This is a genomic window from Cellulomonas sp. NPDC055163, assembly GCF_053607065.1.
The window spans coordinates 641,357-662,396 of sequence record NZ_JBSGSU010000001.1; the positions used below are offsets into that span (position 1 = coordinate 641,357).

A 21,040-nucleotide genomic window follows, 5' to 3' on the forward strand; every position below is an offset into this window, starting at 1 on the left:
GTCGCCCCGAGCTACGCCTCCGGTGCCTCCGGTGCCTCCGGTGCCTCCGGTGCCTCCGGTGCCTCCGCAAGCGACGCGTACCACTCCGCGTACGGCGTCGTGCGCGCCAGGTGCCGCGTCAGGTCCGGGGCGCCGTCGGTCCACCACACCGGGCCGCGCTCGGCGAGGGCCCGCTTCGCGGCGTCCACCCGCGCGCGGGCGTCCTCGCGCTGCTCACGGTCCTCGTGCCGCATCGCCGTCTGCTTGTCGCGGCGAGCCTGCATGAGCTCGCGGGTCAGCTCGTCCCGCCGCTCCGGGGTGAGCGTGGGGTCGGAGCACCGCCACAGCCGCCCGCGGACCACGAGGTACCGGCCGTCGGGCGTCGTCAGTGGGGGTCCGGCCATGCGTCGAGGCTAGGTCGGGACGCCGGGCTCGGCAGCGCGGGGTCCGCCGGCGGGGTCGGCAGCGCGGGGTCCGCAGGCGGGGTCGGCAGCGCGGGGTCAGGCGGCGACGTCAGCGGCGCCGGTTTCGGCGGCGCGGCCGGCGGCGGTCAGAACCGCCCGCCGCCGCCCCGCCGCCCGCTGCTGCGCCCCGAGCCGGAGCTGCGGCGCGACGACGAGCTCGACCGGCGCGAGCTCGACGAGGACGATCGGCGCGAGCTCGACGAGCTCCGGCGCGACGACCCACCGCTCCAGCCGCCGCCGGAGGACGAGCCGCCCGAGCCGCCCCAGCCGCCGAGCCACCCGCCGCCGGAGGACGACGAGCTCCAGGACCCGCCGGTCGACCAGCTCGGGCTCGGGTCGGGCCTGGCGGCGGCACGGGCGACCGCCGCCTCCGTGCCGGCCATCGTCCGCGCCTCGGCGAGCAGCCGGGACGCGTGCTGGGTGCGCGCGAGCGCCGCGACCGGGTCGGTGTCCGCGAGCGCCTCCGCCTCGCCGGTGAGCCGCTGCGCCTCCGCCAGCCTGGTCCTCGGCGCCGCGCTGACCACGGCGGCGTCGAGGCGGATCATCTCCGCGACGGAGCCGGTCTCCGCGCGCACGGACGCGAGCGCGGCGACGAGCCGGTCACGCGCCCGGGCACGGTTCTCCTCCTCGGCGCGCAGCGGCGCGAGCAGCCCGTCGAGGCGCTCCTCGGCGGCGGCCAGGGTGGCGAGCGTCGCGAGGGGGTCGGCGGACGCCTGCGGGTCGGCCGCGGCGGACCGGGCGGCGCGGGCGGCGTAGACGGCGGCGGTGACGGCGTCGTCGTCGGGTGCGAGCCGGGCGGCGTCGTCGACGTCTGCCGCGAGCGACACGGACGCGGCGTCGATGCGCGCGGGCGCCGCGGCGAGGTCCTCGCCGGCCCGGCCCACGGCGTCGAGCAGCGCGACGGCCTGGCCGAGGCAGCCCTCGGCGGTCCGCGCGAGCTCGACGGCGGAGCCCCGGTCGGTGTCGAGCGCGGCCGTGCCGGCGGCGACGACGGTGCGCGTGCGGTCGAGCAGCGCGTCCGCACGGTTCACGTGACCCGCGACGGACGCGAGCGCGGCGGGCGCGTACGTGGTGCCGAGCGCGTCCAGCGCGGCACGAGCCGCGGGCAGCCGGCCGGCGACCTCCTCGGTGCGCAGGCCGAGGTCGGTCAGCACCTGGGGCGCTCGCGCGTGCAGGTCCCGGAGCGCGTCGAACGCGGACTTCTGGGTGTCGAGCGCGGCGTCGGCCTGGGCGCACAGGTCGAGGACCCGGGTCAGCATCGCGCGGCGCTCGTCGCGGGTCTCGCGCTCGTCGTCGTCGAGCTGCTGCCGGACGGCGAACGCCGCCGCAAGGGTCGAGCGGGCGTCGGCGAGCACGTCCTCGAAGACGCGCGTCGCCTCCGTGCCGAACTGGGCCTGCGCGAAGCCGAGCTCCTGCGTGGAGGACTGCACCGCCTCGTCGACCCCGACGAACGCCGCACCCGCGCGCTGCTCGAGCTCCCGCAGCGGCACGGTCGCGGGACCGGAGGCCGCGGCACGCCTGCGGCGCAGGAGCGCGCCACCGACCCCGAGGGCGCCGAGGACGCCGGCGCCGACGAGCCACGGCGCCGCACCGGAGCCGGACGCTCCGCCTGACGTGCCACCCGCGCCGCCGCCGCCGGCCACCGCCGCGTACCCCTCCGCCGCCGCGACCGCGGCACCGGCCCAGTCGTCGTCGCTCAGTGCCGGCTCGACGTACTCGGTCTCGACGACGCGCAGGTCGTCGTCGGTCAGGGCGATCGCCTCGTCCACGGACACCTGGTACCGCCGGTCGTCGACGGCGACCGCGAGCAGGATGTCGTCGCGCCCGAGGTCGGAGAGCGCTGCGGTGCGGTCCGCCCAGTCGGCGGCGTCGAGGCCGTCGAACGTCGCGACGTAGACGACGAACAGCTGGTACGGCGTCGCGTCCGCGAGCTCGTCGAGCGCCGCGTCGACGTCGGCGGCGCCGGTCCCCAGGACGCCCACCTGGTCGGTCACGTCGTCGCGCAGGTCCTGCGGCGGCTCGGCGGCAGCCCGTCCGGCACCGGCGAGGAGGGTCAGCACGGTGAGCAGGATGGCGGCGGCGAGCGCGCCGGCGCGGCGCACGCCCGCAGCGGCCGGGGCGGGACGGGTCATGCGCCCAGCGTGCCAGAGGCGGCGACGCGACCGGTGGGACGCCGCGGGTGAGGCGGCGACGCGACCGGTGGGTCGCCGCGGGTGAGGCGGCCCGTCCGACCGGGACGCGCGGGCCGGCCGGGGACGGCACCGGACACGGCTGTGGGTGGCGCCCCGGGGGGAGGGCACCACCCACAGCCGTGCTCGTCCGGGCTAGTTCGCGTACGTCTCGAACTCCGCGATGCGCGGGGTGCCCGAGGCGGACGTGATCTCGAACGAGACCTTCTTGAGCGACGTCGAGGCGAACGAGATGACGCCCGCGCCGCTGCCGGTCGCGAGGACCGCGCCGGTGTCACCGTTCACGACGCGCCACGCGCCGATGCTGCCGCTGCCCGACGCGGTGCGGATGTTGACCTTCGACACCGACTTCGCCGAGCCCCACTTGACCGAGACCGTGCCCGTCGACCCGCTCGGCGACCAGTACGTGCTCGTGCTGCCGTCGACCACGTTGCCGTAGCTCGTGCCGCTCGCCTTGCTCGAGCCGTCCGCGCCCGCCCCGATGCTGAGGTTGGTGCCGGTCGGCGTGCCCGACGTCGGCGTCGGGGTCGGGTTGCTCGTGGCGGTCGGCGTCGGGTTCGACGTCGGCGTGGCCGTCGAGGTCGGGTTCGGCGTCGGGTTGGTCGGGGTGCACGAGCCGTCCGACACGCGCAGGCCCTTGTTGGCGCCGGCGGTCTGGCTCACGATCGCCGGGACGCAGCTCGCACCGTCGAGACGGTAGGAGTACGGGACGCTGACGGTCGTCGTCGACGCCATGCCCGGGCCGGCCGGGTTGGTGTCCGTGCCCTTGCTCGACCAGGTGACGTTGTCGAGGATGTTGCCGGCCGTCTGCCAGGTCCCCGCGGCGTCGGTGTAGAACGTGCCGAGCACGTCCTTCGAGTCCTCGAAGTAGTTGTTCTCGACCTTGGCCTTGGCGCCGGCACGGGAGTTGATCCCGGACTCGTGCAGGTTCAGGTAGTGGTTGTTGTAGATGTGCGCGACGCCACCGCGCAGCAGCGGGGTGCGCGAGTCGATGTTCGAGTACAGGTTGTGGTGGAACGTGATGTTCCCGCTGCCCGTGTCGGACTCGCTCGAGCCGATGAGGCCGCCGCGGCCCGAGTTCCGCAGGATCGCGTAGGAGAGCGTCACGTTCTCCACGTCGTTCTTGAGGTCGAAGAGGCCGTCGTAGCCGGCGGACTCGCCACCCGACGCCTCGAGGGTCACGTGGTCGACCCAGACGTTGCGGACCGTGCTCTCCATGCCGATCGCGTCGCCGCCGTTCGACGTGGGCGAGCCCGACTTCTTGACGTTCTTGACCGTGACGTTCTGGATGATGATGTTGCTCGAGTCACGGATGTGGATGCCGAGCTGGTCGAACGTCGCGCCGCTGCCGACGCCGACGATCGAGACGTTGCTGATGCCCTTGAGCTCGATCACGCCTGCCGCGGTGCTGCAGCCGGCGCCGGAGACCTGCGACGTGTTGCCGTGGTTGATGGTGCCCTCGACCTCGATGACGATCGGGGTCGTCTTGCTGGCGCGGGCGCAGAGCGCGGCGTGGATCTGGGTCCCGGTGGTGGCGCGGACCGTCTGGCCGCCGGCGCCACCCGTGGTGCCGGCCGCGAAGCCGTTGGCGGTGCCCGAGACCGCGGCCTGCGCTCCCGACGTCGCCAGGGCGGTCAGGCCCATCGTCGCCGCCAGGGCGAGCGTGGCTCCTGCTGCCAGGGGACGTCGTGCTCGTGCTGCTCTCATCGTGGCCTCTCCTTCGTCGTTGAACTCGGGGCGTTGCGGTGGTTCCCGGTCGTTCTCGGTGGCGCCGTGGTGCGGTGGTGCCGTGGTGCTGCTGCCCGGTGCGTCGTGGTGCGCACCCGGGGTGGCCGTCTCCGGCGTGGACGCCGATCCGTGGGGGGGTCGGCGTGCGGGCTGCCCCGCTCGAGCGGGGCCGTCGGCTCCCCTGCGTCGCCGGGCAGCGCCTTGCGGGCGATCCGCCCGAGATGTCGGGAAGCGGTTTCCGCAGACTAGGAGAACGCTTTCCCGAGGCGCAAGGTCTAAACGTTTCGCAGCCCTCGGGCAGGCCCGCGGACGGCCGCAGGTGCCGGTCGGCCACCCTCCGACCGACCTGGGGGAGCTGCCCCGATCAGGACCGGTCGAGCAGCTCGATCACGAGCCGGGGAGCACCGCCGCGCTCGCTCACGCTCACCGTGAGCTCGAGGGGGTGCGCAGCGACGACCTTGGTCGCGAGCCACGCCGACGGGCCGCTCGGGACCTGCTCCCAGCCGTCCTCCTCCGCGAGGCGCTGCGCGGCGGCCAGCACCTCGCTCGGCTGCGCGCCGTCCACGAGCGGGAGCCGGCGCTGCAGCCGGGCATGCTGCTGCTTGCCACCCGTGCGGCCCTCGTCGGTCTCCGTGACCTGGCCCTCGCTGGTCCCGGGCACGGCGACCGCGGCGAGGCTCTCCGCGCGCAGGAGGCGCAGGCTCTCGCTCGGGCCCGGTGAGCACCCACCGAGCACCGGCGGAAGGAGCAGCGCGGCAGCCAGCAGCGCGGACGGCAGCGACCGCCTCACGCTCCGCCCGGACCGTTCCTGCGGCGCGCGACGACCGTCGCCAGCACGCCGGTCAGGAGGACGGCCGAGGCGAGCCCGGCCAGCCCGAGGGCCTCCGCGCCGCTCGCGGCCAGCGCGCCTGACGACGGACGGGGATCCGGCAACCCCGGCACCGCCGGCGTCCCCGGCGGGCTCGCGGAGACTCCACCGGTCGGGGACGGCGAGGGTGACCCGGTCACGGTCGGGGTCGGGGTCGGCGTCGGGGTCGGGGCGAGCACGGCCTCGCCGAACCCGTAGCCCACCGCCCGCGAGCCCTGCCCCGACAGCACCACGCCCGTCACGGCGTCGTCACCGAGCACCCCGGCCGACGCCCCGGAGGCCCCGTTCTCGACGATGCCCAGCGAGTCCGGGCCGTCGGGCACGTCCGTGGGCTGCACCTCCGCGATCGCGTACGTGCCGGGGATGAGGTTCGCCACGCTCCAGTCGCCGTCGTCGTCCGTCGTGACGTTCCGGAACACCGGGTCGCCGCCCGCGTCGATGCCGGAGACGTCGATGCGGACACCCTCGATCCCGGCCTCGCCTGCCTGGCGCACGCCGTCCTCGTTCGCGTCGGCGAACACCGCGCCGCTGAGCAGGGACGACCCGATCGGGCCGGGCTCGAGCGGGTCGAAGACGCCCTCGAGGTCCTCGGTCGGCAGCAGCGGGGCGTCACCGCACGCGTTGCCGGTGCCGTCGCCGTCGATGTCCCCCTGGTCCGGGTTCGGGTCGTCCGGGCAGTTGTCCTCGGCGTCGGGGACCTCGTCGCCGTCGCGCGTGACGGCGAGGTGCGCGCTGCCGATCGACGTGGTCCCGTCGGTCCCGGTCACCCGGACCACGACCGAGCCCGCGACCTGGCCCCCGTAGGTGTGCGTGACGAGGGGATCGGTCGTCGCCCGGTCGTACTCCCCGTCCCCGTCGAAGTCCCACTCGTACAGCGTGATCTCGGCCGGGTCGAGGCCGTCCTGCGGGTCGAAGCTCCCCGACGCGTCGAGCTCGACCGCGGAGCCGACCGCGGCGACGTAGGGTCCGCCGACCCACGCGAACGGCCGCTCGAGCGACTCCACGAGCGCAGCCAGCGCGTCCGTGCCGGCGTCCTCGGGCAGCGAGCGCGTGAGGAACCCGCCGGTCCGCTCGGCGATCTCGGTGAGCTCCTCGGCGAGGTCGTCACCCCCGGCGAGCACCGGCAGCACCGCGACCGGGTCGACCTGCAGCGAGCGCGCCACGACGTCGTTGAGCGTGAGACCCGAGACCGGCTCGGGGCTGTACGGCTGGCTCACCCCGAGCTGGAGCACCTCCTTGCGCACGCCGGGCCGGAAGGGTTGGTCGAACCCTGCGACGAGTCCGCTGAACACCGTCGCCTGGCCGAGGCCCGCACCGCCGCCCGCCTGGAGCCCGTCGATCGCGGCACGGATCGCGTCGGGGTCGTCGGTGAGCTCGAGGTCGACGCGCGCCGGGTAGTCGTCGGGGTTCCCGCTCGTCTCGGGGTGGTCGCGGTAGCTGACGATCCCGATGCGGTGGCTCGACGTGTCCTGCTCCATCCGGTCGACGAGAGCCGACGCGATCGCCTTGAAGCCGTCGAGCGCGACCGCGGAGGCCTCCGTCGTCTCGAACGCGAGCACGAGGTCGAGGTCGTCGCCGTCGTCCTCGGGCGGCGCCTGACCGGCCGCGAAGTCGCCGTGCGGGAGCAGGAGGTTCTTCTCCTCCACGTGACCGCGCGCGTTGGGGTGGTACCACTCGGCGACGATGCGGCTGTCGAACTCGTGGATCCACCGGTCGGGGTTCCGGTTGCTCGCGCGCGGGTCCGGCTCGTGCCCGGCGAAATGGGGCTTCACGGTGTCGACGTACGTCACGAAGTCGCGTCCGACGGCGTCCTCGGCCTCCGCGACCGCGGCCGCCTGCGCCTCGTCGCCCGCGCGTCCGAGCTCACGCACGCCGAACCCCGCGTCGTAGCTGTCGCCGCCACCGAACGGCGAGATGATCCGCCGCACGCTGCGCAGGTCCCAGTGCTCGCGGTTCGACAGGTACGGGTACGCGAGCAGGCCGATCTTGGCGTCGGGCCGCAGGACGTCGCTGCCGAGCCGGGTCAGCAGCTCGCTCAGCCTGCTCTGGACCCCCTCGAGGCCGCCCTGCCCCGACTCCACCCGGTCGCGGCAGCTGCCCGGGTCGCGGAACCCGATCGCGAAGCACTGCTTGATGATGTCCTCGAACCCGATGTCGTTGCCGCCGACGGTGAGCAGCACGAGGTCGGTGTCGAGCCCGACCGCGTCGGCCTGCGCGGGCAGGTAGCGCCGGCAGTCCGCCCGCGCCTGGGCGGCGCCGCCGAAGCCCTCGACCCGGATGTTCTCGAGCTGGTAGTACTCCTCCTCCGGGTACGTGGGCCGCGGGCAGAGCGACTGGAGCTGCGCGACGACGGCCGGGTCGTCCGGGTCCGTGCCCGCCGCGACGGGGAAGCCGACGCCCTGCGAGTCGTCCATGCGACGTGGCGAGACGAGGTCGCCGCTGACGGCGCCGCTGCACGCCCTGTTGACGAACGTCACGTGGTAGCCCGCGGCCCGCAGCTCCTGCACGTACAGCCACGCCCAGTTCGAGCTCGACCGGTAGCAGTCCTTCGGCCCGTAGTAGTTCCCGGCACCGTTGCCGGCCGAGTACGAGTCGCCGATCTGCACGATCTTGAGCGGGCGCGGGTCCTCGAGCTGGGCAGCCGCCGGGCCGGCGCCGACGAGGGCACCGAGCGCGACGAGGGCGAGGCAGACCGCGAGAGCGAGCAGGCGCCGGATCCGGGTGACGTGCATGCCGAGCTCCTCCGTGGTCCCCCTGGGGCGGCCCGCGCAGGTGCCCGGATCACCGCAAACCGGGTCCTATCCTGGCGAGCCGGGACGCGCGTCACCAGGGAGCTGCCCATGTGGGCGAGAAGCTCCGTCCGGCAGGACGCCGGCCGACCGGCGTGCCCCGGGCGGGGTGGGCGACGGGCGCGGGCGCCACCGCGTCAGCGCCCGGGGGCGCCCGCCGCCTTCACCGCGAGCACCGGGCACCGCGCGTCGAGCAGGATCTTCTGCGCGGTCGACCCCATGAGCAGCTTCCCCACGGGCGAGCGGTGCCGGATGCCGATGACGAGCACCGACGCGTCGACCTCCTCGGCGACGCCCAGCAGCGCGTCGGTCACGTCCCGCACGACGGGTTGACGCACCTCCGCCTCGATGCCGAGCGACTCGAGGAGCGCGTGCACCCCCGCGACGTCCGACTCCCCCGCGAACCGGTCGTCGACCGTCGACGTCCCGGTCGTGGCGTTGACGACGAGCAGCGGCTCGCCGTGCACCCGCGCCTCCTGCGCGCCGCGTTCGAGCGCCGCGCGCCCCCGGGCGTCGGCCGTCCAGCCCACGACGACGGTCATGACCTCACCTCTTCCTCGAGCGCCTCGACCTCGTCCTCCAGCCGCTCGGGTGCCTGCCGGCCGGGGATCAGCCGCAGGACGAGCGGTCCGAGCAGCAGCGCCGCGATGACCACGTAGACGAGCACCGCGACGGGTTCGCTCCACAGCGCCGAGACGTCCCCACCCGAGAGCTGCAGCGCCTGCGCGAGCTGCTCCTCGAGCCGGGGCCCGAGGATCACGCCGACGATGAGCGGCAGCACGGGCAGCCCGAAGCGCCGCATCGCGAACCCGAGCGCCCCGAACAGGCCGAGCAGCGCGACGTCGAACCACTGGAAGTTCACGCTGTACGCGCCGAGCACCGCGAAGAACAGGATGCCCGCGTACAGGTACGGCCGCGGCAGGCGCAGGAGCTTCGCCCACAGCGGCGCCATCGGCAGGTTGATGACGAGCAGGAGGGTGTTCGCGACGAACAGGCTCGCGAGCAGCGTCCACACGAGCTCGGGCTCCGCCTCGAAGAGCTGCGGGCCCGGCTGCAGGCCGTAGCTCTGCATCGCGGCGAGGATCACGGCCGCGGTCGCCGTGGTCGGCAGGCCGATCGCGAGGAGCGGGACGAGCGTGCCTGCGGCCGACGCGTTGTTCGCCGCCTCGGGCCCGGCGACGCCCTCGATCGCGCCCTTGCCGAACTCGGCGCGGTGCTTGCCCGCGAGCCGCCGCTCGGTGATGTACGAGAGGAACGTCGGCATCTCCGCGCCGCCCGCGGGCAGCGCGCCGAACGGGAACCCGTACGCCGTGCCGCGCAGCCACGGCTTCCACGACCGGCGCCAGTCCTCGCGGTCCATCCAGGGGCGCCCGACGGGGATGACCTCGAGCGGCCGCCGCCGCAGGTGCGCGGCGACCCACAGGGCCTCCCCGACCGCGAAGATCGCGACGGCGACGACCACGATGTCGATGCCGTCCGCGAGCAGCGGGTTGTCGAACGTCAGGCGCGCCTGGCCCGTCGTCGTGCCGACGAGCCCGATCGCGAGGCCGAGGGCGAGCGCGATGAACCCGCGCAGCTTCGAGCTGCCCAGCACCGACGTGACCGCCACGAGGGCGAGCAGCATCATCGCGAAGTACGACGGCGCCCCGAGCACGACGACCCACTCGGCGACCGTCGGGGCGATCGCGACGAGCAGCATCGTGCTGATCGTGCCCGCGACGAACGACCCGATCGCCGCGGTCGCGAGCGCCTGCGCCGCGCGTCCCGTCTTGGCCATCTTGTTGCCCTCGAGCGCGGTGATGACCGACGACGACTCCCCGGGGGTGTTGAGCAGGATCGACGTCGTCGAGCCGCCGTACATGCCGCCGTAGTAGATGCCCGCGAACATGATGAGCGCCGCGCTGGGAGACACGTTGTAGGTCACGGGCAGCAGCAGCGCGACCGTCATGGCCGGGCCGATGCCGGGCAGCACCCCGACCGCCGTGCCGAGCAGCACGCCGACGACGGCGTACAGGAGGTTCTCCGGCTGGAGGGCCATGCCGAGGCCCGTGAGCAGCGCGTCCATCACCGGGCTCCGTCCGTCGCCGGGCGCCGCGCGCCGCGGGCGCGCATCACAGGATCCCGTCCAGCACGCCCGCGGGGATCGGGATGCCGAGCCCGACGTAGAACCCGTACCAGGACCCGACCGACATCACGGCGCCGATCGCGAGGTTGCGCACCCAGTGCCGGTTGCCGAGCACGGTCGCGGCGCCGGCGAACAGCAGCGCGCCGACGATCGCCCAGCCGAGCCAGTCGATCAGCGCGACGGTCGCCACGAACACCCCGGCGAGCCCGGAGAGCGTCCGCCAGTCGGTGCTCTGGTCGAGGTCGACGTCCTCGCCGGCCTCGGACTCGGGCCGGTTGCCGCGTGCCGTCGCCACGGCGAGGAGCACCGCGAGCACGACGAGCGACATGCCGATGACCCACCCGAACGCGCCGGGCGGCACGGCCTGGTCGGCGAACCCGGGGCGCAGGCCCGCGGAGTCGACGACGGTCCACACGCCGACCACGGCGAGCCCGGCGGCGAGCCCGTACTGCGCGCGGTCGGGCCCGAGGTCGGCGTGGGCGTCCGGGGCGGAGTGGGTGTCCGGGGCGGTGTGGGTGTCCGGGGCGGCGTGGGATCCCGGGGCGGCGTGGGCGTCCGGGTCCGCGCCCGCCCGGCCGCCGGCCCGGACCTCGCCGCCCGGCATCGTGCCACCGTCGCCGGTCACAGCAGCCCCAGCTCGTCGAGCGTGCTCGCGACGCGCTCGTCCTGCTCGCGCAGGAACGTCGCGAAGTCGTCACCCGTGCGGAACGCGTCGACCCAGCCGTTGGTCTCGAGCGCCTCCTGCCACGCGTCGGTGCCGTGCATCTCCTCGAGCAGCGCGATGTGGTGGTCCCGGACCGCGTCGGGGATCCCCGGCGGCGCCAGGACCCCGCGCCAGTTGGTGAACACGAGGTCGATGCCGGACTCGACGAGCGTGGGCGCGTCGACCGCGTCGAGCCGCTCCTCGCCCGAGACGGCGAGCACGCGCAGCGACCCGTCGGCGAGCTGCCCCTCGAACTCCCCGAGACCCGACGTGCCGACGTCGATCTTGGCCCCGAGCAGCGCCGTGGTGAGGGGTCCGCCGCCGTCGTACACGATGTAGTTGACCTCCGACGGGTCGACGCCGACCGCCTGCGCGAGCTGCATCGGGAACAGGTGGTCCGGCCCGCCAGGGCTCGACCCGCCGCCGACCCGGATGCTCCCGGGGTCCGCGCGCCACGCCTCGACGAGGTCGTCGACCGTCTCGAACGGCGAGTCGGCCGGCACGAGCAGGCCCTCCTGCTCCTCGATGAGCTGCGCGATCGGCGTCGCCCCGCTCACGCGCGCGTCGGACCCGTTGGTGTACGTCGCGCCGACGACGCCGAGGCCCATGGTCATGAGCAGGTCCTCGGCGCCGCGCTCGTTCACGAGCCGCTGCATCGCGACGGTCCCGCTCGCCCCGCTGACGTTGCTGACCTCGAACCGGCCCGTCAGGTCCTCGGACTCCATGACCCGCGTCGCCGCGCGCCCGGTCTGGTCGTACCCGCCGCCCGGGGCGTTGGGGATCATCATCCGCAGGCGGCGGTTCTCGCCCCCGTCGTCCCCGCGTGTGACCCCGCAGCCGGCGAGGGTGAGGAGGGCCACGAGGGCCGCAGCGAGCACCGCGTGCCGACGCCGACGGGCGACACCCATGCCGAACACCTCCTCGTGCCTGCTCCGATCCTGGCCCTGTCGAGGCGGATCGGCACCTCAGCAGCGCGGGGCGGCCCGGCGACGCCGCCGTCCCGCGCCGGTACGGCACCCGGTGCCCGAGCGACGGACCGGGTCCGATCGCCGGCCGATTCTCCGGGCGGTCCAGATCTCGGACGTGGTCGACCTACCAGGTGAGATGTCCTACGCTCCGAACGGCGTCAGGAACGTGCTCGGCGGCCCGGAGACGGGACCGACGCGTGCGACGACGAACCTCGGTGCACCGCGCACCGACCGGAACGACCAAGGGGCCCCTCGTGCGGATGTGCTGCTGTCGACGCTGACCGCGTCCCCCCGGTGCTCCCTCCAGCGCACCCGCAGCCTGCCACCGCACGCCCCGGTCCCTGACCGACCGCGACCCGCCCGCCCTTGCTGAGCCCGGACCCGGCGCCGCCGCGCGTCACACCGCCGCTCGCGTGGGGGTGGCTCACCCCCGTCCGTCCCGCCGACGACCGGCTCCCCCGCGCGCCGTCCGCGGCCCCCGAACCGAGGAGACCTCCCGTGAGCAAGCGCATCATCCTCAACGCCTTCGACATGACCTGCGTGACGCACCAGGCGGCCGGCACGTGGCGCCACCCCGACAGCCAGGCCTGGAGCTACAACACGCTCGAGTACTGGACGGAGCTCGCGAAGCTCCTCGAGCGCGGGAAGTTCGACTCCCTGTTCATCGCCGACGTCGTCGGCGTCTACGACGTCTACCGGGGCACGGTCGCCGGATCCCTCACCGACGCCGTCCAGGTCCCCGTCAACGACCCGTTCCTCCAGGTCCCCGCGATGGCCGCGGTCACCGAGCACCTCGGGTTCGGGATCACGAGCGCGCTCACCTACGAGCAGCCCTACGCCCTGGCCCGCAAGTTCTCGACCCTCGACCACCTGACGAAGGGTCGCGTCGCCTGGAACGTCGTGACCGGCTACCTCAACAGCGCCGCGATCAACCTCGGCTTCGAGCGCCAGATGAGCCACGACGCGCGGTACGACCTCGCCGACGAGTTCCTCGACGTCACCTACAAGCTGTGGGAGGGGAGCTGGGACGACGACGCGGTGCTCCGCGACAAGGAGAAGGGCGTCTTCACCGACCCGACGAAGGTGCACCCCATCGGTCACCAGGGCGAGTTCTACTCCGTCCCGGGCATCCACCTGTCGGAGCCGAGCCCGCAGCGCACCCCGGTCATCTTCCAGGCCGGCGCCTCGCCGCGCGGACGCGGGTTCGCCGCCAAGCACGGCGAGGGCGTGTTCATCAGCCCGGGCACGATCGCGCAGGCGCGCGCGACCAGCGACGACATCCGGGACCGGGCGGAGGCGCTCGGCCGCTCGCGCGACTCGGTCAAGATCTTCACGCTCGTCACGGTGATCACGGCCGAGACCGACGAGGCCGCGCAGGCCAAGTTCGAGGACTACCTGCGCTACGCCAACCCGGAGGGCGCGCTGTCGCTCTACGGCGGCTGGACCGGCGTCGACTTCTCCGAGTACGACCCCGACCAGCCGCTCGTCGAGGTCGAGAACGACTCGCTGCGCTCCGCGCTCCAGATGCTCACCACGATCGACCCCGACCGCGCGTGGACGCCGCTCGACATCGTCACCCAGCGCAGCATCGGCGGCCTCGGTCCCGTGCTCGTCGGCTCCGTGGAGAAGGTCGCGGACGAGCTCGAGCGGTGGGTCGACGAGGGCGGCATCGACGGCTTCAACTTCGCGTACGCGATCACGCCGGGCACGTTCGAGGACCTCGTCGACCTCGTGGTGCCCGAGCTCCAGCGCCGCGGCCGCGCGCAGACCGAGTACCAGGGCTCGACCCTGCGCGAGAGCCTCTACGGCAAGGGTCAGGTGTTCGCGGAGGACACCCACCCCGCGCGCCGGTACCACGGGGCGTTCTCCGGCGGGGCGTCCGCGGCGGACGGGACCAAGGAGTCGAAGATCTCCGACCACCTCGCGCAGCAGCCCGTGCGCTGACGCCGGTCCGTCACCCCGGCCGGCGTGCGCGCGCGGCCGGGGCTGCCCGGAGCGCACCGACGAGCGAGGAGGTGCTGAGCTTCTCGTTGATGTGCTCGAGGTGCTTGTCGACGGTCCGGACCGACACCCCGAGCGCGCGGGCCGCGGCGACGCGGGTCCGGCCGGTCGCCATGGTCCGCAGCACCTCGAGCTCTCGCCGCGTCAGCGGGCTGCTCGCCTCCGGCGCCGCGGTCGTGGCTGCCGTGGGTGCCGTGGGTGCCGTGGGTGCCGTGGGTGCCGTGGGTGCCGTGGGTGCCGTGGGTGCCGTGACGAGTGTTTCGAGCTCCCGGCGCAGCGCGGCGGCACGCGGGCACGAGAACCTCCCGCTCAGCCGCGCCGCCGTCCCGTCCGAGCGGCCGGCGTCGTTCCCGACCCCGGCGCCGGCCACGTCGTCGAGCTCGACGACGCACTGCTCGGCCCAGCCCCGGCCGTCGACCTGCGCGGCGGCCCGGGGCCCGCGGAGCCACGCCCGCAGCCGGTCCACCACCGTGGTCAGCCGCAGGTCGGGCTCCGCCGCGATGCCCGCCGCGAGCGCGTCGCACAGCTCGTCCGCCCCCCGCCGGGACGCCGCCCCTGCCTGTTCCACCGGTCTCGCCCCCTCGTCCTGCACCCGCGGCCGCCCGCCCGTCGGCACGTCCGCTTCCGGAGGTCGGCGTGGGCGGGTCACCTACGCGGATCCGCGTATGTCGCGCGCCGCACGCGCCCTCGATCCTGAGAGAGGCCCGACGGAAGGCGGGCCCTCACCAGGAGGAGGAAGGACCATGAGGAAAGATGCAGGCCGAGCGCGGGCGTTCCGCCGGGTGCTCGGGGCCGCGGGGGTCGCTGCCGGGCTGGCGCTGCTCGGGGCCCCGACGGCGGACGCGACGATCCTGCCCGGCGTGCACCAGGTGATGAGCCGGCAGAGCCCCGGCGAGTGCCTGACCGTCGTCGGCGTGGGGGCGGGCGCCGACGTGCGTATCGCCACGTGTCGGAACCTGCCGTGGCAGCGCTGGGAGTCCGTGCCGTCGCCCTTCGGCGGGATCCAGCTGCGGTCGGAGCAGTCGGGCCTGTGCATCCGCGTCGTCGGCACCTGGAACGACGCGAACGTCATCCAGGACACGTGCGACCCCAACCAGCTGCAGCAGGTCTGGTTCGTGATGAGCACGGACAACGGCTGGTCGCGGATCTTCTCGTTCGGGGCGGCCAAGTGCCTGGACAAGGCCGGCGGGGACATCACGGTCTACGACTGCCACGGCGGCTGGTGGCAGCAGTGGCAGTCGCTCGGGTAGGCGTCTGCCGAGCCGTCGGATCGAGACGCCGTCCCGTGAGGTGGGACGACGTCCCGATCGCGGCGGACCGGGCGGTCCGGGCGGTCACGGCGGTCAGGGCGCGATCGGCACCGGGAGCGACCGCGCGTCCCGCCGGCCGTACGCGACCCGCCGCACCAGCACCTCGAACGGCCCGCGGCGTTCGGCGCGGTGCAGCCCGGTCGCGACCGCGACGGTCACCAGCCAGACCCCGACCGCGAGCACGGCCGCCTGGGTGGTCCCGATCCGGCCACCGAGCCCGAGCCCCCACGCGCTGAGCAGCGGCGCGAACATCCCGGACTGCAGCAGGTACGCGGTGAGCGACCGCTCCCCGGTCGCGGCGACCGCCGAGAGCACCCCGCTGCGCGCCCGCTCCCCCCACACGGCCGCGAGCCAGCCGAACAGGCACACGTACCCGAGGCCCATGACGTCCCCGGCCACGTGGTGCACGAGCTCCGCGACACCGAGCGTCGTCTCCCCGGGGTGCCACACCTGCGCGACCGCGAGCGCGTACGGCAGCCCGCCGACCAGGTTGACCGCGGCAGCGGCCACGGCGACCTGCCCGAGCCGGCGCCGGTGCTCCGTCGGGCGCGTGAGCCACCCCGCGCGGGCCAGCAGGATGCCGACGACGACGTGCGGCACGAACATGAGCGAGACGGCGAACAGCGACGTCGCGGTCGCGGCGGTGAGGAGCCGCTCCCCGGCGGTCGCGAGGTAGCCGAGGGTCGCCGGGTCGGCGGCGGCGGCCGGGTCGTCCCCGGAGCCCGAGTCGAACGAGCCGAGCACCGAGATCGCGCCCGCGGTGATGGACAGCACGTAGGCGACGACGAACCACCGCACGAGCGTCGCCCGGGACCGGTGCACGAACGCGAGCGCCACGAGTCCCGTCGCGCCGTACGGGGCGAGGATGTCGCCGGCGAAGAGCAGTGCCGCGTGCGCCAGGCCGAGCGCGATCAGGACGCCGCTGCGACGTGCGAGCACGGCCCGGGTCGCCCTCCGACCGGCCCCGCGGGCGGCGAGCCGGGCGGCCATCGTCGCGAGCCCGAACCCGTAGAGGATCGCGAACATCGGCTTCGAGCGGCTGTCGACCACGAACGCGACGACCCCGTCGACGAGGTGGTCGAGCGACGAGCCCCCGGCAGGGCGGCCGCCGGCGTCGAGCCAGCCCGCGTCGGACCACAGGTAGCCCCACACGTTCGCGGACGCGATGAACAGCAGCAGCATCCCGCGCGCGAGGTCCGGGGCGACGGACCGCGCGACGGGCGCGGGGGGCGCGGGTGTGGGGGCGACGGGCGCGCGGACCGCAGACGCGGGGCTAGCCGGAGCCGGGCCGCTCGGCTCGGAGCCGGGCGGCGCCGTGACGGGCTGCGCGGAGCCGGGGGCCGGCGGGGTCGGCGGTGTTCGCGGTGGGACCGGGGTGGTGGCGGTCCTGTCGTGGCTCATGCCGACGACGGTAGGGACGGCTGACCTGCGCAGACATCAGGCAGGCCACCGGACCGGCGGGGGGCCAGCCCCCGGGGCCCGACGCTAGGGCGCGGGCCCGACGGCGGGTCCTGCCCCGGGCCGCCGCAGCGCGTGCATCGTCGGGCCACGCTCCCCGAGCCGCACCGCGCTCACGTGCACGAACCCGCGCGCCTCGTAGAACCGCACGTTCGCGTCGACCGTGGTGTTGACGTGCGCAGGGAGGTCGCCGGGCAGCTCCGCGAGCGCGGACGCGACGAGCGACGCGCCGATCCCCTCGCCGCGCCGGTCGGCGTCGACGCCGAGGAGGTGCAGCAGCGCGCGGCGCTCCTCGGGCAGCTGACCGCGCATCGCGGTGAAACCGGCGCGGACCACCGCGGCGTGCTCGGGCGGCAGCAGCAGGTCGCCCATCGTCTCTCCGGGGAGGACGGCCCCACCGTCGGCCCCGCCGGACTCCCCGCGGTCGGCCCCGCCGGGCTCCCCGCCGTCGGCCCCGCCGTGGTCCGTCCCGGGCACGGACCACGCCGCCGCCCCGACCGCCCGCGTGCCGTCCGTCGCGAGCCAGACCGTCCCGGCGACGACGTAGGTCTCGACCGGCGCCCACAGGAACGCCGCGACGGCGGCCTCGCGGTGCGGGTGGCCGGCGAAGACCCAGTCCATGAGCGGGTCCGGCGCGAGCCCCCGGGCGAGCACGGACCGGGCTGCGGGCAGGTCCGCCGGTCCGGCGCGGCGCACGCGCACCGCGCCCACCGTGGCCTGCCGGTCGACGTCGGGCGTCCGCACCATCGCGACTCCTCGGGCGGTCCTCCCGCCGGCCTCTCGGGTGCGGTCGGCGGCAGTCCATCGTGGCGCGCGGGGGTGCGGCACCGCCAGACCGTCGGCCGCACCGGCGCCGCCCCGACGCGGGAACGCACCGCTGCGTCAGCGCGCGGTCGTGCTCCGGGCGCGTCATGGCGCCGTCCCCGTCCCCGATGCGCGCAGCCAGGCGCGGCGTCACGCCCGCAGCGGCAGCCCTCGCGGGCCGAGCACCTCGATCGAGGTCGGCGTCGGCCGTGCGTCCGGGACGGGAACCCCCCAGACCGGGTTGCCGTCCGCGTCGAACGGCAGGACCTGCGCGCGGGCGTGCCGGTTCGGGTCGAACAGCGGGTCGACCGTGATCTCGGTGTAGGTGCGAGCGTGGTAGACGAGCACGACGTCACCGTCGGGCGTCTGCGTGAACGAGTTGTGGCCCGGGCCGTACTGCCCGTTCTCGGGCGAGCTCACGAACACCGGGTCGGGGCTCTTGGTCCACGACGCGGGGTCGAGGAGGTCGGCGTCCGCCGGCGCGGTGAGCAGGCCCATCGCGTAGTCGATGCCCGTGGCGGCGCCCGAGTAGGTCAGGTGGACGCGGCCGCCGTGCACCAGCACGGACGGGCCCTCGTTGACGGCGAAGCCGCGCACCTCCCAGTCGAACTCGGGGCGGCTGAGCAGCACGGCCGGTGTCGCGAGCGTCCACGGGTTCGCCATCCGCGCGATGTAGAGGTTCGAGTGCCCGGGGATCGCGACGTCCTGCTGCGCCCACACGAGGTGCTGGGTGCCGTCGAGCACGACGCTCGTCGCGTCGAGCGCGAAGGACTCCCACCCGGTGTTGACCTGCCCGCGCTCGACCCACTCGCCCGTGAACGGGTCCTCGGCCTCGTTCTCGAGCACGTAGATCCGGTGGTCGAACGTCTCGGCGGCGCCCGGCACGTCGGCCGTGCCGTGGTCGTGCGGCGCGGCGGCGAGGTACACGTACCACCGGCCGTCGACGCGGTGGAGCTCGGGGGCCCAGATCAGGTGGGACATCGGCCCGTCGGCGTGCCGCTCCCAGATCGTCACCTCCTCGGCGTCCTGCAGGTCGTCGAGGCGCTCGGCGCGACGCAGGACGACGCGGTCGTACTGCGGGTGCGACGCGGTGAAGTAGTAGGTGCCGTCGTGCAGGAGCACGCACGGGTCGGCGCGCTGGAGCACGACGGGGTTCAGGAAGCTCATGACGGTGCTGACCTCGGGGTGGGCGGGACGGGCGGACGCGGTCAGCCGAGCTGCAGCAGGAACATGTTCCAGGAGGCCGGCGCGAGCTCGGCGGTCAGGACGCCGTCGTCGACCTTGACGTCGCCGTGCGCGCGGGGCACGACCCGGTCGGGGTCGGCCTCGGTGTTCGCGGCGGTGAGGTCGTCGTCGGCGAGGACCAGCGCCTCGGCCAGCGCGGCGTCGCCGAAGGCGCGCAGGCTCGTGCTGAGCGACACCGGCTCGGTCGGGTGCCGGTTGACGACGAAGAGCGCGACGCGGCCCTCGCCGGCGTCGTACGTCGCGACCGAGTCGAGCACCGGGACCTCGCCGTACGTGGCGGTCGTCAGCGTGGGGGCGTCCAGGCGCAGGTCGAGCACCGTGCCGCGCGCGTGCCGGGCGGTCTGGGCGAACGGGTGGAAGATCGACTGCCGCCACGCCGGCCCACCGGGCTCGGTGCGGATCGAGGAGATCGTGTTGACCAGCTGCGCCTGCGAGGCGGCCGTCACGCGGTCGGCGTGGCGCAGCAGCGTGATGAGGAGCGACCCGACCACGACCGCGTCGAGGACCGTGTACGCCTCCTCGCTGGTCCGCGGGGCCTCGGTCCACTCCTCCGGGAGACCGCCCTGGCCGCTCTGCAGCTCGCGCAGGTACCAGACGTTCCACTCGTCGAACGAGATGGTGATGCGCTTGTCCGACCGCAGCCGGGCCCCGATGTGGTCGGCCGTGGCCACGACCTGGTGGATGAACCGGTCCATGTCCGCGGAGCACGCGAGGAAGCTCGCGTGGTCGCCGTCGAGCAGCTGGTAGTACGCGTGGGCGGAGACGTAGTCCACGACCTCGTAGGTGTGCTCCAGCACGGTCGCCTCCCAGGCGCCGAACGTCGGCATCGCCCGGCTCGACGACCCGCAGGCGACCAGCTCCAGGTCCTTGTCGAACTGCCGCATCGCGAGCGCGGTCCGCGCGGCCAGGCGCCCGTACTCCTCGGCAGTCATGTGGCCCAGCTGCCACGGCCCGTCCATCTCGTTGCCCAGGCACCACATCCGGATGTCGTGCGGCTCCTCGGCGCCGTGCGCGATGCGCAGGTCCGACAGCGCGGTGCCGCCCGGGTAGTTGGCGTACTCGAGGAGCTCGATGGCCTCCTGGAGCCCGCGCGTGCCCAGGTTCATCGCCATCATCGGCTCGACGCCGGCGGCCTGGGTCCACCGCATGAACTCGTTGAGGCCGAACGCGTTGGTCTCGATCGTCCGCCACGCCGGGTCCAGCCGCGTCGGCCTCTGCTCGACCGGGCCGACGCCGTCCTCCCACTTGTACCCCGACACGAAGTTGCCGCCCGGGTACCGCACGGTGGTGACCCCGAGCTCCCGGACGAGGTCCAGCACGTCCCCGCGGAAGCCGTCCTCGTCGGCGGTGGGGTGGCCGGGCTCGAAGATGCCGGTGTAGACGCACCGGCCCATGTGCTCGACGAACGACCCGAAGATCCGGCGGCTGACCGGGGCGACCACGAAGGCCGGGTCGATGGACACACGTGCTCGCTGCATTGCGGAAGCCTTCCCCCGACGGATTTACGACGTTGTAAACCGTCGCCCGGAGGGGTGCTCGCTGTCAAGCGGGCACGGGGCGTCGGGGGCGTGCGGATCGCGACCCGCACCCCGTCGTGAGGCCACGCGACCGTCGCCACGGGCCACGGTGTGTCCGATTTCGGAGAGCTCGTCCGCCCGAACGGGTCGTCCTTCTCCGTGCCCGACTCGATGCGGAGCGCCAAGCTGACCAGCCTCGCCATCCGGAGCATGGACGACAAGCTCGCCGGACTCGCGGAGGCAGCCGAGGCCCTCGGTGGTCACCGTGTCGTGGAGCTCACCACCAACAGCGTCGAGGCCGCGCGGTTCATCGAGTCCCGCATGAGCGCGCTCGGCATCCGCGGGTACGTTCGCATCGTCGAGTGAGAGGAAGCGTCATGGAGTCGCTGCTGGCCGTCGTCGAGGGTGACCCGTTCGACCTGGAGCCGCTCGTCGCCGAGGCGCTCGCACGCTGGCCCGGCAGCGGCTTCGCCCGCACCGAGGGCCCGCGGGCGCGCCTCTCGTTCGGCCAGCTCCAGCTCGCGGACGACGACGGCATCGAGGACCGCCTGCTCGTGAGCCTGATGGCCGAGGGCGACGGGATGCGCCTGGAGGGCGACGAGGGTCTCGCGTCGTCGTTCGTCGCATGGGTGACCGGCCGTGCAGGGTTCCCCGAGGACGGTTCCGTCGTGCTCACCGACTGGGCCGAGGACCTGTACCCGCTGCGACCCGGCATGGCCGCCGACGAGATCCGCGGGGCCTTCCTCGCGTGATCGCACCGGGCGGCGCCCACTGCCCTGCGGCTGCGTCCCCTAATCGATTCCGCATCCGCAGCACCGGAGTCGGCCCCGGACCGCAGCCCTAGCGTGGATCGAGCGCTCCCGCGACGACCGTCCCAGCGCCGGGCCGGTGC

General features: G+C 74.5%; 18 protein-coding genes. 4 read left to right on the forward strand and 14 right to left on the reverse strand.

The genetic code is table 11. From position 1 onward, the window contains the following. Nucleotides 1-11: 11 nt before the first annotated feature. The 9 genes from ACWFNE_RS02775 to ACWFNE_RS02815 form a co-directional block, all read right to left on the reverse strand. Nucleotides 12-383: a hypothetical protein gene (locus tag ACWFNE_RS02775; RefSeq protein WP_452120934.1), complete on the reverse strand. Its 372-nt coding sequence runs from the start codon at nt 381-383 to the stop codon at nt 12-14. Nucleotides 384-529: 146 nt separating this feature from the next. After that, on the reverse strand, nt 530-2,575 hold the full coding sequence (locus ACWFNE_RS02780; RefSeq protein ID WP_452120935.1) for a TPM domain-containing protein: 2,046 nt from the start codon (nt 2,573-2,575) through the stop codon (nt 530-532). Nucleotides 2,576-2,767: 192 nt separating this feature from the next. Continuing rightward, complete coding sequence (locus ACWFNE_RS02785; protein ID WP_452120936.1) at nt 2,768-4,339, reverse strand: pectate lyase family protein; 1,572 nt, start codon at nt 4,337-4,339, stop codon at nt 2,768-2,770. 385 nt (nt 4,340-4,724) lie between these two features. Next, a complete protein-coding gene (locus ACWFNE_RS02790; RefSeq protein ID WP_452120937.1) occupies nt 4,725-5,150 on the reverse strand; it encodes a hypothetical protein in 426 nt (141 codons plus the stop codon). Then, on the reverse strand, nt 5,147-7,960 hold the full coding sequence (locus tag ACWFNE_RS02795; protein WP_452120938.1) for a GDSL-type esterase/lipase family protein: 2,814 nt from the start codon (nt 7,958-7,960) through the stop codon (nt 5,147-5,149). The genes ACWFNE_RS02790 and ACWFNE_RS02795 overlap by 4 nt, the downstream gene beginning before the upstream one ends. Before the next feature lie 194 nt (nt 7,961-8,154). Beyond that, nucleotides 8,155-8,559, reverse strand: coding sequence for a universal stress protein (locus ACWFNE_RS02800; protein WP_452120939.1), 405 nt, complete (start codon nt 8,557-8,559; stop codon nt 8,155-8,157). Beyond that, entirely contained in the window at nt 8,556-10,082 is a 1,527-nt protein-coding gene (locus ACWFNE_RS02805; protein ID WP_452120940.1) for a tripartite tricarboxylate transporter permease, read from the reverse strand. The genes ACWFNE_RS02800 and ACWFNE_RS02805 overlap by 4 nt, the downstream gene beginning before the upstream one ends. Nucleotides 10,083-10,128: 46 nt before the next feature. Continuing rightward, complete coding sequence (locus ACWFNE_RS02810; RefSeq protein WP_452120941.1) at nt 10,129-10,767, reverse strand: tripartite tricarboxylate transporter TctB family protein; 639 nt, start codon at nt 10,765-10,767, stop codon at nt 10,129-10,131. Then, nucleotides 10,764-11,753 (reverse strand): Bug family tripartite tricarboxylate transporter substrate binding protein, encoded by a 990-nt coding sequence (locus tag ACWFNE_RS02815; protein ID WP_452120942.1) that lies wholly within the window; start codon nt 11,751-11,753, stop codon nt 10,764-10,766. Before ACWFNE_RS02815 ends, ACWFNE_RS02810 begins: the two co-directional genes overlap by 4 nt. Nucleotides 11,754-12,311: 558 nt before the next feature. Here ACWFNE_RS02815 and ACWFNE_RS02820 point away from each other — a divergent pair. Continuing rightward, complete coding sequence (locus ACWFNE_RS02820; RefSeq protein WP_452120943.1) at nt 12,312-13,757, forward strand: LLM class flavin-dependent oxidoreductase; 1,446 nt, start codon at nt 12,312-12,314, stop codon at nt 13,755-13,757. A gap of 10 nt (nt 13,758-13,767) precedes the next feature. Here ACWFNE_RS02820 and ACWFNE_RS02825 read toward each other — a convergent pair whose 3' ends face one another. Next, nucleotides 13,768-14,382, reverse strand: coding sequence for a response regulator transcription factor (locus ACWFNE_RS02825; RefSeq protein ID WP_452120944.1), 615 nt, complete (start codon nt 14,380-14,382; stop codon nt 13,768-13,770). 175 nt (nt 14,383-14,557) lie between these two features. On the opposite strand from ACWFNE_RS02825, the gene ACWFNE_RS02830 reads away from it, so the two are divergent. After that, nucleotides 14,558-15,064, forward strand: a complete 507-nt coding sequence (locus ACWFNE_RS02830) for an RICIN domain-containing protein (RefSeq protein ID WP_452120945.1) — start codon at nt 14,558-14,560, stop codon at nt 15,062-15,064. A 93-nt stretch (nt 15,065-15,157) separates the two neighbouring features. On the opposite strand, the gene ACWFNE_RS02835 is transcribed toward ACWFNE_RS02830, so the two are convergent. The 4 genes from ACWFNE_RS02835 to arfA form a co-directional block, all read right to left on the reverse strand. Continuing rightward, a complete protein-coding gene (locus ACWFNE_RS02835) occupies nt 15,158-16,525 on the reverse strand; it encodes a DUF418 domain-containing protein (protein WP_452120946.1) in 1,368 nt (455 codons plus the stop codon). Between the two features lie 84 nt (nt 16,526-16,609). After that, the gene (locus tag ACWFNE_RS02840; RefSeq protein ID WP_452120947.1) at nt 16,610-17,329 is read right to left on the reverse strand and encodes a GNAT family N-acetyltransferase; all 720 of its coding nucleotides are present in this window, start codon (nt 17,327-17,329) and stop codon (nt 16,610-16,612) included. A gap of 207 nt (nt 17,330-17,536) precedes the next feature. Beyond that, entirely contained in the window at nt 17,537-18,553 is a 1,017-nt protein-coding gene (locus ACWFNE_RS02845; protein WP_452120948.1) for a glycoside hydrolase family 43 protein, read from the reverse strand. Nucleotides 18,554-18,594: 41 nt separating this feature from the next. Further along, nucleotides 18,595-20,109, reverse strand: a complete 1,515-nt coding sequence (gene arfA, locus ACWFNE_RS02850; protein ID WP_452120949.1) for an arabinosylfuranosidase ArfA — start codon at nt 20,107-20,109, stop codon at nt 18,595-18,597. Nucleotides 20,110-20,259: 150 nt separating this feature from the next. On the opposite strand from arfA, the gene ACWFNE_RS02855 reads away from it, so the two are divergent. Continuing rightward, nucleotides 20,260-20,514 (forward strand): hypothetical protein, encoded by a 255-nt coding sequence (locus tag ACWFNE_RS02855; RefSeq protein WP_452120950.1) that lies wholly within the window; start codon nt 20,260-20,262, stop codon nt 20,512-20,514. An 11-nt stretch (nt 20,515-20,525) separates the two neighbouring features. Then, nucleotides 20,526-20,900: a hypothetical protein gene (locus ACWFNE_RS02860; RefSeq protein ID WP_452120951.1), complete on the forward strand. Its 375-nt coding sequence runs from the start codon at nt 20,526-20,528 to the stop codon at nt 20,898-20,900. Nucleotides 20,901-21,040: the final 140 nt, after the last annotated feature.